The sequence below is a fragment of the Parazoarcus communis genome, assembly GCF_003111645.1.
GTDB classification, from domain to species: Bacteria; Pseudomonadota; Gammaproteobacteria; order Burkholderiales; family Rhodocyclaceae; genus Parazoarcus; species Parazoarcus communis_A.
Genome location: NZ_CP022187.1, coordinates 3,319,529 through 3,333,989, shown reverse-complemented (window position 1 = coordinate 3,333,989; position 14,461 = coordinate 3,319,529). Strand labels below are relative to the sequence as shown.

The following is a 14,461-nucleotide window of genomic DNA, read 5'->3' as shown; positions in this document are numbered from 1 at the left end:
ACGAAGAAACGGGGGCCCAGGCCCCCGTACTTACATGATCGACAGCCTCTTTATCTCTGGCGCCAACCATCTGCTTGCCCAGTCTGGCTGGGCGCGCAGCCGACTGCAGCCTCATGCCGGAAAACGGGCACGGCTGGACATTTCTCCGGTTTCAATCGACTTCTCGATCACGGCCGAGGGTCATTTCGCTGCCTGCAGCAGCGATGAGTCACCCGACGTAAGCCTGCAGCTGCCGCTGAGCGCGTCTCCGCGCGCCCTGAACGGTGGCATCGAGGCCTTGATGTCCCAGGTGCGCATCACGGGCAACGCCGAATTTGCCGATGCACTGGGCTTTGTATTCCGCCACCTGCGCTGGGACCTCGAAGAGGACCTTTCCCGCGTCGTGGGGGATATTGCCGCTCATCGCATCGTCAGCACCGGCATTGCCCTTGGCAAGGCACAGCAACGGCTTGCCGCCAGCCTCAGCGGGAACACCGTGGAATACCTGACCGAGGAACAGCCGATACTGACCTCGAAACCGATGGTCGCGACCTTCGATGACGACATCCGCGGTTTTCGTGACGCGGTGGCACGGCTGGAGAAGCGTATCGACCGCCTTGGGCAGCGCACCGGGCGCGCACGACGCTGAACAGTCGCCGTGAATGGCACGCAAGCGACAGACGTAAAAAAGGCAGCCGGATCGGCTGCCTTTTTTTCACCTTGCCGCATTCAGCGCGGCTCGGTGATGCTCAGCTGCGCTTGCGCAGCTTCTGGATCGCTGCGATCTGAGCAATCGCCTCGCTCAGTTCAGCCTGTGCCTTGGCGTAGTCAAGCTGGGCGCTCTGGTTGGAAAGCGCTTCTTCTGCCTTGCGCTTGGCTTCCAGTGCCTTCGCTTCGTCGAGATCCTTGCCGCGAATCGCGGTGTCTGCCAGCACGGTCACCAGACCGGGCTGAACCTCAAGGATGCCGCCAGCAACAAAGACCAGCTCTTCTTCCGCCTGATTCGGAACCTTGACCCGTACCGCACCCGGTCTGATCCGGGTCATCAGCGGCATGTGTCCGGGCAGGATGCCGAGTTCACCCGCCTCGCCAGGCAGCGCGACGAACTCCGCCAGCCCGGAAAAAATCTGCTCTTCCGCACTGACGATGTCTACGTGAACCGTCATAGCCATGGTATGTCCTCTTCAATTCCGCGCGACGGAGATCGCCGCGCGGGTGAGCGAATTACTGGAGCTTCTTCGCTTTCTCGATGGCCTCTTCGATGCCGCCGACCATGTAGAAAGCCTGTTCGGGCATGGAGTCACACTCGCCGCTCACGATCATCTTGAAGCCCTTGATCGTGTCGTTGAGGGTCACGTACTTGCCGGGCGAACCGGTGAAGACTTCCGCAACGTGGAAGGGCTGCGACAGGAAGCGCTGGATCTTACGCGCACGGCCCACGGCGAGCTTGTCTTCGGGAGACAGTTCGTCCATGCCCAGAATCGCGATGATGTCACGCAGTTCCTTGTACTTCTGCAGCGTCTGCTGAACCTGACGAGCCACGTTGTAGTGCTCTTCACCCACAACCAGCGGGTCGAGCTGGCGGCTGGTGGAGTCGAGCGGATCGACGGCCGGGTAGATACCCAGAGCGGCGATGTCACGCGACAGCACGACGGTGGAGTCGAGGTGCAGGAAGGTCGTTGCAGGCGACGGGTCGGTCAAGTCATCCGCAGGCACATACACGGCCTGGATGGAGGTAATCGAACCCACCTTGGTCGAGGTAATACGCTCTTGCAGACGGCCCATTTCTTCAGCCAGCGTCGGCTGATAGCCCACGGCAGAAGGCATACGGCCCAGCAGTGCGGACACTTCGGTACCGGCCAGCGTGTAGCGGTAGATGTTATCCACGAAGAACAGGATGTCGCGGCCGTCGTCACGGAAACGCTCGGCCATCGTCAGGCCGGTCAGCGCCACGCGCAGACGGTTGCCCGGAGGTTCGTTCATCTGACCGAACACCATCGCAACCTTGTCGAGAACGTTGGAGTCCTTCATCTCGTGGTAGAAGTCGTTACCCTCACGAGTACGCTCACCCACACCAGCAAACACCGACAGACCTGCGTGCTGCTTGGCGATGTTGTTGATGAGTTCCATCATGTTCACCGTCTTGCCCACACCGGCGCCGCCGAACAGGCCGACCTTACCGCCCTTGGCGAACGGGCAGATCAGATCGATAACCTTGATGCCGGTTTCGAGCAGTTCGACTGAAGGCGAAAGTTCGTCGAACTTCGGTGCCTTCTGGTGAATCTGACGCTTCTCTTCGCATTCGATCGGACCAGCTTCGTCGATCGGGCGACCCAGCACGTCCATGATGCGGCCGAGGGTGCCTTCACCGACCGGAACCGAGATGCCGGCGCCGGTGCTGCCAACCTTCATTCCGCGGCGCAGGCCATCGGACGAGCCCATCGCAATGGTACGCACCACGCCATCGCCGAGTTGCTGCTGGACCTCGAAGGTCAAGCCGTCTTCGGCAAAGGAGTTGGCAGCGTCTTCGAGCTTCAGAGCCTCATAAATCTTGGGCATCGCGTCGCGCGGGAACTGAATGTCCACCACCGCGCCGATGCACTGAACGATCGTACCAGTACTCATCGTTTTTCCTTAATTCAATAATCCGTTAGACCGCCGCGGCGCCGCTGACGATTTCCGACAGCTCTTTGGTGATCGCGGCCTGGCGGGTCTTGTTGTAGACCAGCTGAAGCTCGCCAATCACGTTCTTCGCATTGTCGGAAGCAGCCTTCATTGCCACCATACGTGCGCTCTGCTCGGAAGCCATGCTCTCGGCCACTGCCTGATACACCAGCGCTTCGACGTAACGCACCAGCATTTCGTCGATCACGACTTGCGGATCGGGCTCGTAGAGGTAGTCCCACGAAGTGTCGGGCGTACCCAGCTTCTCGCCGGTCAGCGGCAGCAGCTGTTCGAGCATGGGTTCCTGCTTCATCGTATTGATGAAACGGGTATAGACCACGTAGACCGCGTCGAGCTCGCCGTTCTGGAAAGCATCGAGCATCACCTTGACCGGGCCGATGAGCTTTTCAAGGTGCGGCGTGTCGCCCAACTGCACGACATGCGAAGCAACCTTGGCGCCCACCCTTTGCATGAAACCGAAACCCTTGTTGCCGATGCAGCAGGCACGGATCTCGGTTGCACCAGCGGCTTCCCATTCCTTCATCGCAGTCACGGCTACGCGCTGGACGTTGGTGTTCATGCCGCCACAAAGGCCCTTATCGGTCGTCACCAGAATCAAGCCCACCCGCTTGACCTGGTCCTTGCGGACCAGGAAGGGGTGTTGGTATTCAGTTACATTGGCCTGAGACAGGTTCGCGGCGAGTCGGCGGATCTTTTCGGCATAGGGTCGGGCAGAGCGCATCCGGTCCTGCGCCTTGCGCATTTTGGATGCGGCCACCATTTCCATGGCCTTGGTGATCTTGCGCGTGTTTTGCACGCTCTTGATCTTGGTACGGATTTCCTTACCGCTAGCCATATTCCGTCTCCGTCCGCAGCGTTAAGCCCAGCTCTTCTTGAACTCGGTGATCGCAGCGACCAGGAGCTTCTCGCCGTCGGCGTCGAGTTCCTTGGTGTCGGCGATCTTCTTCACGAGATCAGCGTTCTTGGTCTTCACGAACTGCTGCAGGCCGGATTCGAAGGCCAGCAGGCGCGGCACGTCGACATCGTCGAAGTAACCGTTGTTCACCGCGTAAAGCGTGATGGCCATGTCCGAGATCGACAGCGGCGAGTACTGAGCCTGCTTCATCAGCTCGGTCACGCGGCGACCACGCTCGAGCTGCTTGCGGGTTGCGTCGTCGAGGTCGGAAGCAAACTGGGCAAACGCTGCGAGTTCGCGGTACTGCGCCAAGTCGGTACGGATACCACCGGAGAGCTTCTTGATGACCTTGGTCTGGGCCGAACCACCGACTCGCGACACCGAGATACCGGCGTTGATAGCGGGACGGATACCGGCGTTGAAGAGGTCGGTCTCAAGAAAGATCTGGCCGTCGGTAATCGAAATCACGTTGGTCGGAACGAACGCGGAAACGTCGCCGGCCTGGGTTTCGATGATCGGCAGCGCGGTCAGCGAACCGGTCTTGCCCTTCACTTCGCCGTTGGTGAACTTCTCGACGTAGTCGGCGTTCACACGAGCGGCGCGCTCGAGCAGGCGAGAGTGCAGATAGAACACGTCGCCCGGGTAAGCTTCACGGCCCGGCGGACGGCGCAGCAGCAGGGATACCTGACGGTAGGCCCAGGCCTGCTTGGTCAGATCGTCATAAACGATCATCGCGTCCATGCCGCGGTCGCGGAAGTACTCGCCCATCGTGCAGCCGGAATAGGCCGACAGGTACTGCATGGCAGCAGATTCGGAAGCGGTTGCGGCCACGACGATGGTGTATTCCATCGCGCCGTTCTCTTCCAGCTTGCGCACCACGTTGGCGACGGTCGAAGCCTTCTGACCGATTGCCACGTAGACGCAGAACATGTTCTGGCCTTTCTGGTTGATGATCGCATCAACCGCGACGGCCGTCTTACCAGTCTGGCGGTCACCAATGATCAGCTCGCGCTGACCACGGCCGATCGGCACCATGGAGTCGACCGACTTCAGACCGGTCTGAACCGGCTGGGAGACGGACTGACGTTCGATAACGCCCGGCGCGACCTTTTCGATCTTGTCGGTCAGCTTGGCGTTGATCGGGCCCTTGCCGTCGATCGGCTGGCCCAGTGCGTTCACGACACGGCCGATCAGCTCGGGGCCGACAGGCACTTCGAGAATGCGGCCGGTAGCCTTGACGGTGTCGCCTTCGGTGATTTGCTCGTATTCGCCGAGCACAACGGCACCGACGGAGTCACGCTCGAGGTTGAGCGCGAGGCCGTAGGTGTTGCCGGGAAACTCCAGCATTTCGCCTTGCATGACGTCGGTCAGGCCGTGGATGCGGGTGATACCGTCCGTGACGGAGACCACCGTACCCTCGTTACGCGACGTGGCGGCGAGCTGCAGGTTCTGGATCCGGCTCTTAATCAGGTCACTGATTTCAGAGGGGTTGAGTTGCATAGATGTATGCTCCTAGTTCTTAAGCGCAGCGGCCATGTTCGCGAGCTTGCCGCGGACCGAGGCGTCGATCACTTCGTCGCCAATGGCGATGCGGACCCCACCGATAAGCTCGGGGTCGATACTGACACTCACGTCGAGCTTGGTCTTGAAGCGGGCTTCAAGATCAGCTTTCAGCGAAGCCAGTGCGGCATCGTCAAGCGGGAAGGCTGAGGCGATTTTTGCCTCAAGGACGCCCTCATGTTCGTTCTTCAGTGCAACGAACAGGTCACGGATCTCCGGAAGCACTTGCAGACGTTCTCCTTCCACGAGGACGCGGATGAAGTTCTGCTGTTCGGCGCTCAGATCACCAGCAACTTCCAGCATCAGCTTGTTCAGCTGTTCGCCGGAAAACTTGGGATCATTGAAGAGCGCCAGCATTTCGGAGTCGGCTGCCACGGAGGCGAGCCGATCCAGCACTTCCGACCAAGGCCCCAGCGCACCTGCCCCGCGAGCCAGCTCGAAGGCGGCATCGGCATAGGGACGCGCGATGGTGACATTCTCGGCCATGACTTATTGCAGTTCCTGTTTCAGGTTGGCAAGCAGCTCGGCATGCACCTGGGTGTTGATCTCGCGGCGCAGGATCTTCTCTGCACCGGCAACAGCCAGATGGGCGACCTGGTCGCGCAGGGCTTCCTTGGCGCGCTGGGCAGCAGTGCCGGCTTCGGCTTCGGCTGCTTCACGTGCGGCGGCGATGATGCGGTTGGCTTCGGCACGGGCCTCGTCGACCAGTTGGCTCGCCTGCTTTTCAGCAGAGGCGCGCACGTCACCCGCGGATTCGCGAGCCTTGCGCAGTTCCTCGACGACCTTCTTTTCGGCAAGTGCCAGATCCGACTTAGCCTTATCCGCAGCTGTCAGCCCGTCTGCGATCTTTTTCGCACGCTCGTCAAGTGCCTTCACAATGGGCGGCCACACGAACTTCATCGTGAACCACGCCAGAATGAAGAACACAACGAGCTGAGCTATCAGAGTTGCGTTCAAATTCACTGTTCTTGGCCCTCAGGTATGTTGAGAGGAACTCGAACCGATTAAAGCTGGAACGGGTTGGCGAAGGCGAACATCATGGCGATACCAACGCCGATCAGGAACGCAGCGTCGATCAGACCAGCCAGCAGGAACATCTTGGTTTGCAGGGCGTTCATCAGTTCGGGCTGACGTGCCGAGGCTTCGAGGTACTTGGAACCCATGATGCCGATACCGATACATGCACCGATGGCGCCCAGACCAATGATCAGACCGGCAGCCAGAGCAACAAAACCCAGAACGTTTTCCATGACAACTCCTTACTAAAGGTGATTGAGTTTAAAACCAGGTACTGCGAGAAAAGATTAGTGACCTTCGTGAGCCTGACCGATGTACACCAGGGTCAGCATCATGAAGATGAAGGCCTGCAGGGTAATGATCAGGATATGGAAGACCGCCCAGATCGAGCCGGCAATGACGTGACCCACGAAACCGAACACGGTTGCGGTCGAGCCAAGCAGCGCAATCAGAATGAAGATGAGTTCGCCAGCATACATGTTGCCGAACAGTCGCATGCCGTGAGATACGGTCTTGGCGACGAATTCGATCATCTGCATCGCGAAGTTGATCGGATACAGCAGCGGGTGGCTGCCGAAGGGCGCGGTGAAGAGCTCGTGAATCCAGCCCGACAGACCCTTGATCTTGATGTTGTAGTAAAGACACAGCAGCAGCACGCCGGAGGACATGCCGAGCGTGGCAGAGAGGTCGGCCGTCGCGACGACACGCATGTAGGCATGCGCCGGATCGCCGCCTGCGGATGCATAGACGCCTTCCCAGATGCGCGGCAGCAGATCGACCGGCACCAGGTCCATGGCGTTCATCAGGAAGATCCAGACGAATACGGTCAGCGCGAGCGGGGCAACGAACTTGCGCGACTCGGCGCTGTGAATGATGCCCTTGGCCTGGTCGGCCACCATTTCGACCATCAGCTCGACGAAGCCCTGGAAGCGGCCCGGCACGCCTGAGGTGGCCTTGCGCGCGGCAAGCCACAACAGGAACACGGTGAGCAGGCCGATCGAGATCGAATAGAACATCGAATCGAGGTTGATGACGCTCCAGTCGATGATGTTCTCTTGAGCGTGACCAGTGGAATTGAGGTGCGTCAGGTGATGAACGACGTACTCGGATGCGGTGGGTGCGTTGCCAGCCATAGTCAGGTCTTTACCAAAAATGCAAATAAATTCGCTTTCAGTGCCAGTACCAGCCCGATCAGGAGAGCGCCCCAATGGACGTCTGCATAAACGGCAAGTACTAGCCCCAGTAATCCGACAATCGAGGCGAGCTTGATGAACTCACCTGCAACAAAGGCGGTCACAGTCGCTGTGCCGTTGCGACGTGTCGTCAGCATCAGCCGCCAGGCGAAGAACCAGCTTGGCACAACACAGGCCAGCCCGCCGGACGCAGCAGACACCGCGCCACGCACCCCGAAAAAAACGGCCGCAATGGCCGTTGCCAGAATGGTTGCGCCTAGTTGCAGCAGGACTGCCTTGTGCATCCGTTCCTCACCAAGCGACGCGCACACAGCCGCGCCCGCCTAAAAATCCCGGCAATACTAGGGGTTAACCGTAGTAAAGTCAATTCGTGCATGTGCAAAAACAACGTCGCGGCGATTTCGCGGGCTCGACACTTATATAAGATAAATCATTGCATTCATTGAGGGATTTGATGCAGTGCACGAATACGAAACCATGAATCCGGACTACCCACGCCACATCGACCCGCCCATGCCGGACAGATCGGCAACGGACGTCCATCATATGCCTGGATGCCTGCGAGCAGTGATTGAACGCGGCCTTTCTGGCACGGGCTCCGACCGTTCTTCGGGACGACACATTGCGCGGGGAGCATTCGAGCACAAGGGCATGTGCGCATGAGTCATCAGTTTTCGCTGCTGCGCCAGCGACGCTTTCTGCCATTTTTTCTGACGCAGTTCCTCGGCGCCTTCAACGACAACCTGTACAAGAATGCGCTTGTCGTACTGCTGACCTTTCAGGCGATGCGGTATACGTCGCTTTCGCCTGGCATCCTGGTGAATCTGTGCGCAGGCCTGTTCATCCTGCCGTTTTTCCTGTTCTCCGCCACGGCGGGGCAGATTGCCGACAAGTATGAGAAGAGCCGCCTGATCCGCATCACCAAGTTGCTCGAAATCGGCGTCATGCTGCTGGCAAGCCTTGCATTCGTGCTCGACGCGCTGTCGCTGATGCTTGTCTGCCTGTTCCTGATGGGCGCGCAGTCCGCGCTGTTCGGTCCGGTCAAGTATGCAATACTCCCCCAGCACCTTGCCGCCGACGAGCTGATCGGTGGCAATGCGCTCGTCGAGTCGGGCACCTTCGTCGCCATCCTGATCGGCACCCTCGCCGGGGGCGTACTGATCAGCGTTGCCGGTGGCAGCGCATGGATCTCCGCAACGGCCCTGCTGCTGGCGATTCTTGGCTATGTTTCGAGCCGGGGCATTCCGGTCGCACCTGCGGCCTCGCCCGCGCTTCGCATCAACTGGAACCCGATCACCGAGACCTGGCGCGGATTCCAGTTCACACGACGCAACCGCACCGTATTCCTGTCGATTCTCGGCGTGTCGTGGTTCTGGTTCTACGGCGCGCTGTTTCTTTCGCAGTTTCCGGCCTATGCCAAGGATATGCTCGGCGGCGACGCGCATGCTGTGGTGCTGCTGCTTGCCGTGTTCTCCATCGGCATCGGCCTGGGTTCGCTGCTGTGCGAGCGGCTTTCGGGCGGCAGGGTCGAGCTCGGCCTGGTTCCGTTCGGCTCCGTGGGCTTGACCCTGTTCGCTCTCGACCTGTGGTGGAGCAGCCCGCTCGCGGTCGCCGGCGGCACTCCGTTGCCACTGACTGAAGTCCTTTCAACCCCGGGTGTGTGGCGCGTTCTGCTCGACCTCGTCGGGATCGGCACCTTTGGCGGATTCTTCATCGTCCCGCTGTACGCACTGATTCAGAGCCGCAGCGAACAGGCCCACCGCTCACGCATCATTGCCGGCAACAACATCCTCAATGCCCTGTTCATGGTGGTCGCTGCCGGCATGGGTGCAGGCCTGCTGGCCGCCGGCTTCAGCGTGCCTCAGCTCTTTCTCGTCACCGCCGTGCTGAACGCACTGGTCGCGCTCTACATCTACGCCCTGGTGCCCGAGTTCGCGCTGCGTTTTCTGGTGTGGCTGCTGGTTCACACGGTGTACAGACTCAGGACGAAAGGCATTGAGAACATCCCCGCAAGCGGTCCGGCGGTGCTGGTCTGCAACCATGTTAGCTTTGTCGATGCCATGATCATCATGGCCGCAAGCCCGCGGCCGGTGCGCTTCGTCATGGACCATCGCATTTTTTCCATGCCGCTGCTGTCGTTTGTCTTCAGGGTCAGCGGGGCGATCCCGATTGCACCGGCAAAGGACGATCCCTCCATGCTCGAGCGCGCTTTCGACGAAGTCGCGCGGACGCTGGAGGCCGGCGACCTGGTGGCAGTGTTCCCGGAAGGCCGGATCACCGACAATGGCGAGCTTTGCCCCTTCCGTCCGGGTATCCGCCGCATTGTCGAGCGGACGCCGGTTCCGGTGGTGCCGATGGCATTGCGTGGACTGTGGGGCAGCACGTTCTCGCGCAAGGACGGTCCCGCGCTGTCGCATCCGCTGCGACGCGGAATCTTCAGCCGCATCGAACTCGCCGTAGCCGCCCCGGTGCCGCCGGCCGCGGCACACCCGGAATACCTGCAGCAACAGGTAAGCGCCTTGCGCGGCGATCGTCGCTGAGGGCAAGAGAAGGATGATTTGATGAGTTTTTTCTTGTGGGTTGCCGCAGGCGCGATGCTGGGCCTGATCGACGGCGTGAGTGTTGCGTTTCTCGGTGCAGTGCTCGGCGGAATGATTGCGAGCCTGCGCAAGGAGCGCGCTCAGACGCTGGCCCGCCATGAGGGCAGGATTGCCGCACTCGAACGCGAACTCGACGCGCTCAACATGCGGCTGGGCGAGAATCGTGGCAGCGCGACGGCCAGCGCCGCCGCAGCTCGCATCGCACAGGCGAACACCGCAGCATCACACGCCGATGCTGCGCCCGAGCTCCCGGCGTCACCGGACGCGCGCGTCGTCATGGAGGACACGGGCGCAGCCAATGCGTCCGCACATCCGGCGGGTGCGGATCCGACCCGGACCATCGACACGCCCCCGCAGCAAGTGGGCGCCCGCAACAGCGATCCGGCAACACAGATCGATCTCGACGCCCTCTATACCCGCTGCCGCGACTGGTTCTTCGGCGGCAACACGCTGGTACGCACCGGCATTCTGGTGCTGTTCTTCGGCCTCGCCTTCCTCGTCCGCTATGCGATGGAGAACGCGATGCTGCCGCCCGAGCTGCGCCTTGCCGGCATCGCCTGCGTGGGCATCGCGCTCGGGGCCGTCGGCTGGCGCCTGCGCCATGTGCGTCGGGGCTATGCGCTGAGCCTGCAGGGCGGTGGCATCGCCGTGCTCTATCTCACCGCGTTTGCAGCGCTGCGCCTGTACGGGATCATGCCGGCGGGCACCGCCTTCGCGGTGATGCTCGCCCTGGTCGGTGTCGCCGCCTTTCTCGCCATCCGCCAGGACGCCGCGATCCTCGCCATCATCGGCAGTGCAGGCGGCTTTGCCGCACCCATTCTGGCTTCGACCGGCGGTGGCAGCCACGTTCAGCTGTTTACCTATTACGCCCTGCTCAATGCGGGCGTGCTGCTGCTGGCCTGGCGCAAGGCGTGGCGCGGACTCAACCTGACCGGCTTCATCTTCACCTTTGCCATCGGTCTCGCCTGGGGCGCGCGTTTCTATCACCCCTGGTATTTCAGCACCACAGAGCCTTTCCTCCTGCTGTTCTTCCTGATGTATGTTGCGGCCGCGGTGAGCTACGCATGGAAGCAGGCCCCCGCGCTGCGCGACCCGGTCGACGGCACCCTGGTGTTCGGCGTCCCGGTGGTCGGCTTCGGCTTGCAGGCCGCACTGGTGCACGGCATGCCCTACGCCCTGGCCTGGAGTGCCGCTGCCGTGGGTGTTTTCTACCTCGTGCTGGCAGCGGCGCTGAAGCGCGTGCGCAAACCCGATCTCGAACTCCTCGTCGCCAGCTTCGTTGCGCTCGGCATTGCCTTCCTCAGCCTTGCCATTCCACTTGCATTCGACGGACGCTGGAGCGCTGCAGCCTGGGCGCTCGAGGGCGCGGCGCTGTGGTGGATCGGACGGCGTCAGCAGCGCCGGCTGCCGGCGGCAAGCGGTCTGCTGTTGCAGGCTGGTGCGGGCGTGCTGTTTGCTGCCGACCTGGCTCAGCACAGCGGGCTGCGCAACCTGCCCGTCATGAACAGCGCTTTTCTTGGCAGCACGATGATTGCAGGCGCGGGTTTCGTCAGCGCGTGGCTCGCTGCAAGCCAGCCGCAAGCCTCAAAATGGTCGCAGCGGATCACCCATGCGCTGCTGGTCTGGGCATGGCTGTGGTGGCTCGGTGGCGCCTGGGCCGAGATCGACACCCATCTTGCGACCGGCTACCAGCCCGCCGCTGCGCTCGCGCTGTTCGCACTCAGCGGCGCACTCGCATGCGCGCTGGCGCCCAGGCTGACCTGGCCAGGCCTGCTCAGCGCCGGCCTGCTGCCGCTCGGCGGCATGATGCTGGCACTGGGCCAGACCATTGCCTATGGCGTTCCGCCGTCGGGCTTCGGCGGCTGGCTTGCATGGCCGCTCGGACTCGCACTTCACGCCTACAGCCTGCGCGCACTCGACGGTGGCCGGCTCGATCGTCCGGTGCTCACCCTCGCGCACGCAGCCGGGGTGTGGGTGCTGGCCCTCGCCCTGTCGCAGGAAGCCGGCCTGCAACTGGCCAGCATGGCCGTCGGCCACGGCTGGCAGCTCGCCGCCCATGCGCTTCCGCCTGCACTGTTGCTGGCCGGGATTGCCCGCATGGCACAGGATGAGAACTGGCCAATGCGGCCGTGGAAGAATGCCTATCAGCTGTGGGCTGCAGGCCCACTGGCACTCGCGCTGGGCCTGTGGTCGCTGGGGGTCCATTCATATGGCGACGGCAGCGCGGCCCCCTTCGCCTATCTGCCACTGCTCAATCCGCTCGACCTGACGCTGGCGATCGCACTTGGCGCCATCGCATGGTGGCTGCGCCGGGGCGAGGGCGCGATCACCAGCGTCGCCGGCCCCTTGATCCGCCTGCAGGGCGCGCTCGGGCTGGTCGCCTTCATCGCTGCCAACGCCGCACTGCTGCGCGCAATGCATCACATGACGGGCGTCCCGTGGACGCTGTCGCAGCTCCTGGGAGACGACACCACCCAGGCGGCGCTGTCGCTGTTCTGGGCCATTCTTGGGCTGGGGCTGATGCTGCTCGCCAACCGCCGCGCAAGTCGTGCGACCTGGCTTGCGGGTGCCGGCCTGATGGCGGCGGTGGTGTGCAAGCTCTTCGTGGTGGACATGGCGGCCAGCGGCACGCTGACGCGCATCGTGTCCTTCATTGGCGCCGGCATGCTGTTGCTGGTGGTGGGCTACTTCTCGCCGCTGCCGCCCAAAGCGGATGCGGCAGCGCAGGCTGAAGCCGCAGGCTAAGGCCTGCGGCCCACGGATACGGCCCGGTACCGGGCCGCACGCGCTCAGCGCAGGCGACCGAGCAGGCCGTCGAGCTGGTCGAGGCTGCCGAAGCGGATCGTGACCTCGCCCGCGCCTTTCTTGTTGGCCTTGATCTTCACCGTGGCACCGATGGTGTCGGCGATTTCCTCTTCGAGACGAACGAGGTCGCGGTCCAGCGGCTGTGCCGCCTTCTTCTGCCGCGGGTTCAGCGTATGCTGCACCAGGCGCTCGGTATCGCGCACAGACAGTTGTCTGGCGGCAACCAGGTTGGCGAGCTGAATCTGGCTCGCGGCGTCGAGCGGCAACAGGGCGCGGGCATGGCCCATGTCGATGTCACCGGCCATCAGCAGTTCCTGCACCGGCTTGGCCAGATTGAGCAGGCGCAGCAGGTTGGAGGCGGCCGGACGCGAACGCCCCACCGCATCGGCAGCCTGCTGATGGGTCATGGCGAACTCGTCGATCAGGCGCTGGATGCCACCTGCTTCTTCGAGCGGATTGAGGTCTTCACGCTGGATGTTCTCGATCAGCGACATCGCCAGGGCGGCTTCGTCGGGAATCTCGCGCACCAGGCAGGGCACCTCGTCCAGACCGGCAATCTGTGCTGCCCGCCAGCGCCGTTCACCCGCGATGATCTCGTACTCATCCTCTCCGACCAGGCGGACGAGGATGGGTTGCATCACCCCCTGGGCCTTGATCGAGGCCGCCAGTTCCTCCAGCGACCCCGGATCCATGCGCGTACGCGGCTGATACTTGCCGGGCTGCAGCGCATCGGTGGGCAGCGTCTGCAAGGCGCCCTTTTCGGATTCATCCTCGCGGTTGGCGGCCAGCAATGCATCGAGGCCGCGGCCGAGGCCTTTGAGTTTGGGTGGGCTCATGCGGTCGTCTTTGTTTTGGAGTGGCTCATTGAATGGCGGGCAGTGTCTCTCACAAGGTCTTTACGCGCTCGATCATCTCGGCGGCAAAGGCCATGTAAGCCTGCGCGCCCTTGGCCGACTTGTCGAACACCACGCCGGGCATGCCGTGGCTGGGCGCTTCGGCCAGGCGCACGTTGCGCGGAACGATGGCGGAGAACACCTTGTCGCCGAAGTGTCCCTCGAGCTGGGCCGAGACCTGCTGTTGCAGCGTGACGCGCGGGTCGAACATGACGCGCAGCAGACCGATGATCTTGAGATCGCGGTTCAGGTTGGCGTGCACCTTCTTGATCGAGCTGACCAGGTCGGACAAGCCCTCGAGCGCGTAGTACTCGCACTGCATCGGGATGATCACGCCATGCGCGGCGCACAGGCCGTTCAGGGTGAGCAGCGACAGCGAGGGCGGGCAGTCGATGAGGATGAAGTCGTAGTCGGCATCGAAGGGCGCGAGCGCATCCCGCAGCCGCTTTTCGCGCTTCTCGAGATTGACCAGTTCGACTTCCGCACCGGCGAGGTCGCGGTTGGCGGGCAGGACGTCGTAGCCACCGGTGGACGAGTTGACGCGCACGTCGGCAAGCCCGGACAGCCCCACCAGCAGGTGATAGACGGAGGTGGTCAGGCTGCGCTTCTCCACCCCGCTGCCCATGGTTGCATTGCCCTGCGGATCGAGGTCGATGAGCAGGGTGCGCTGACCCGCCTGATGCAGGGCAGCAGCGAGATTGACGCAGGTGGTGGTCTTGCCCACCCCGCCTTTCTGGTTGGCTACACAGAAAATACGAGCCATGGTCGAGTTCAGAAGCTTCCGGTTGCAGGACGCGCACACGGTGTGCGCGTCCTCAAGTGTAGTTCAATGCG

Annotated in this window: 14 protein-coding genes; 3 read left to right on the top strand and 11 right to left on the bottom strand. The window is 62.3% G+C overall.

Translation table 11 applies throughout. The features are described from left to right. Nucleotides 1-34: 34 nt before the first annotated feature. Nucleotides 35-628 carry a ubiquinone biosynthesis accessory factor UbiJ gene (locus CEW83_RS15135; protein WP_108950077.1) on the top strand — a complete coding sequence of 198 codons (594 nt, stop codon included), beginning with the start codon at nucleotides 35-37 and terminating at the stop codon, nucleotides 626-628. Nucleotides 629-728: 100 nt separating this feature from the next. Here CEW83_RS15135 and CEW83_RS15130 read toward each other — a convergent pair whose 3' ends face one another. From CEW83_RS15130 to CEW83_RS15090, 9 genes are read right to left on the bottom strand one after another with little or no spacing between them, the layout of a single operon-like run. After that, nucleotides 729-1,151, bottom strand: coding sequence for a F0F1 ATP synthase subunit epsilon (locus tag CEW83_RS15130; protein WP_108950076.1), 423 nt, complete (start codon nucleotides 1,149-1,151; stop codon nucleotides 729-731). A gap of 52 nt (nucleotides 1,152-1,203) precedes the next feature. Beyond that, nucleotides 1,204-2,604, bottom strand: coding sequence for a F0F1 ATP synthase subunit beta (gene atpD / locus CEW83_RS15125; RefSeq protein ID WP_108950075.1), 1,401 nt, complete (start codon nucleotides 2,602-2,604; stop codon nucleotides 1,204-1,206). Nucleotides 2,605-2,629: 25 nt separating this feature from the next. Then, nucleotides 2,630-3,499 carry a F0F1 ATP synthase subunit gamma gene (gene atpG / locus CEW83_RS15120; protein ID WP_108950074.1) on the bottom strand — a complete coding sequence of 290 codons (870 nt, stop codon included), beginning with the start codon at nucleotides 3,497-3,499 and terminating at the stop codon, nucleotides 2,630-2,632. A gap of 21 nt (nucleotides 3,500-3,520) precedes the next feature. Next, nucleotides 3,521-5,059 (bottom strand): F0F1 ATP synthase subunit alpha, encoded by a 1,539-nt coding sequence (atpA, locus tag CEW83_RS15115; RefSeq protein ID WP_108950073.1) that lies wholly within the window; start codon nucleotides 5,057-5,059, stop codon nucleotides 3,521-3,523. Nucleotides 5,060-5,071: 12 nt separating this feature from the next. Beyond that, a complete protein-coding gene (locus tag CEW83_RS15110; RefSeq protein ID WP_108950072.1) occupies nucleotides 5,072-5,605 on the bottom strand; it encodes a F0F1 ATP synthase subunit delta in 534 nt (177 codons plus the stop codon). A 3-nt stretch (nucleotides 5,606-5,608) separates the two neighbouring features. After that, nucleotides 5,609-6,082: a F0F1 ATP synthase subunit B gene (locus CEW83_RS15105; RefSeq protein ID WP_108950071.1), complete on the bottom strand. Its 474-nt coding sequence runs from the start codon at nucleotides 6,080-6,082 to the stop codon at nucleotides 5,609-5,611. Nucleotides 6,083-6,123: 41 nt separating this feature from the next. Then, nucleotides 6,124-6,369 carry a F0F1 ATP synthase subunit C gene (atpE, locus tag CEW83_RS15100; RefSeq protein WP_002925444.1) on the bottom strand — a complete coding sequence of 82 codons (246 nt, stop codon included), beginning with the start codon at nucleotides 6,367-6,369 and terminating at the stop codon, nucleotides 6,124-6,126. Between the two features lie 54 nt (nucleotides 6,370-6,423). Continuing rightward, nucleotides 6,424-7,269: a F0F1 ATP synthase subunit A gene (gene atpB, locus CEW83_RS15095; RefSeq protein ID WP_108950070.1), complete on the bottom strand. Its 846-nt coding sequence runs from the start codon at nucleotides 7,267-7,269 to the stop codon at nucleotides 6,424-6,426. Between the two features lie 2 nt (nucleotides 7,270-7,271). After that, nucleotides 7,272-7,613, bottom strand: a complete 342-nt coding sequence (locus CEW83_RS15090; protein ID WP_108951451.1) for an ATP synthase subunit I — start codon at nucleotides 7,611-7,613, stop codon at nucleotides 7,272-7,274. Nucleotides 7,614-7,988: 375 nt separating this feature from the next. On the opposite strand from CEW83_RS15090, the gene CEW83_RS15085 reads away from it, so the two are divergent. Next, nucleotides 7,989-9,869, top strand: a complete 1,881-nt coding sequence (locus CEW83_RS15085) for an MFS transporter (protein ID WP_108950069.1) — start codon at nucleotides 7,989-7,991, stop codon at nucleotides 9,867-9,869. 21 nt (nucleotides 9,870-9,890) lie between these two features. Beyond that, nucleotides 9,891-12,674, top strand: a complete 2,784-nt coding sequence (locus tag CEW83_RS15080; RefSeq protein ID WP_108950068.1) for a DUF2339 domain-containing protein — start codon at nucleotides 9,891-9,893, stop codon at nucleotides 12,672-12,674. Nucleotides 12,675-12,718: 44 nt separating this feature from the next. On the opposite strand, the gene CEW83_RS15075 is transcribed toward CEW83_RS15080, so the two are convergent. Beyond that, nucleotides 12,719-13,570: a ParB/RepB/Spo0J family partition protein gene (locus CEW83_RS15075; RefSeq protein WP_108950067.1), complete on the bottom strand. Its 852-nt coding sequence runs from the start codon at nucleotides 13,568-13,570 to the stop codon at nucleotides 12,719-12,721. Nucleotides 13,571-13,619: 49 nt separating this feature from the next. Further along, entirely contained in the window at nucleotides 13,620-14,390 is a 771-nt protein-coding gene (locus CEW83_RS15070) for a ParA family protein (protein WP_108950066.1), read from the bottom strand. Between the last annotated feature and the right edge of the window lie 71 nt (nucleotides 14,391-14,461).

Coding starts and splice junctions, on each gene's coding strand:
- CEW83_RS15135 (WP_108950077.1), top strand. CDS start 35: ATGATCGACAGCCTCTTTATCTCTGGCGCCAACCATCTGCTTGCCCAG.
- CEW83_RS15130 (WP_108950076.1), bottom strand. CDS start 1,151: ATGGCTATGACGGTTCACGTAGACATCGTCAGTGCGGAAGAGCAGATT.
- atpD (WP_108950075.1), bottom strand. CDS start 2,604: ATGAGTACTGGTACGATCGTTCAGTGCATCGGCGCGGTGGTGGACATT.
- atpG (WP_108950074.1), bottom strand. CDS start 3,499: ATGGCTAGCGGTAAGGAAATCCGTACCAAGATCAAGAGCGTGCAAAAC.
- atpA (WP_108950073.1), bottom strand. CDS start 5,059: ATGCAACTCAACCCCTCTGAAATCAGTGACCTGATTAAGAGCCGGATC.
- CEW83_RS15110 (WP_108950072.1), bottom strand. CDS start 5,605: ATGGCCGAGAATGTCACCATCGCGCGTCCCTATGCCGATGCCGCCTTC.
- atpE (WP_002925444.1), bottom strand. CDS start 6,369: ATGGAAAACGTTCTGGGTTTTGTTGCTCTGGCTGCCGGTCTGATCATT.
- atpB (WP_108950070.1), bottom strand. CDS start 7,269: ATGGCTGGCAACGCACCCACCGCATCCGAGTACGTCGTTCATCACCTG.
- CEW83_RS15090 (WP_108951451.1), bottom strand. CDS start 7,613: ATGCACAAGGCAGTCCTGCTGCAACTAGGCGCAACCATTCTGGCAACG.
- CEW83_RS15085 (WP_108950069.1), top strand. CDS start 7,989: ATGAGTCATCAGTTTTCGCTGCTGCGCCAGCGACGCTTTCTGCCATTT.
- CEW83_RS15080 (WP_108950068.1), top strand. CDS start 9,891: ATGAGTTTTTTCTTGTGGGTTGCCGCAGGCGCGATGCTGGGCCTGATC.
- CEW83_RS15075 (WP_108950067.1), bottom strand. CDS start 13,570: ATGAGCCCACCCAAACTCAAAGGCCTCGGCCGCGGCCTCGATGCATTG.
- CEW83_RS15070 (WP_108950066.1), bottom strand. CDS start 14,390: ATGGCTCGTATTTTCTGTGTAGCCAACCAGAAAGGCGGGGTGGGCAAG.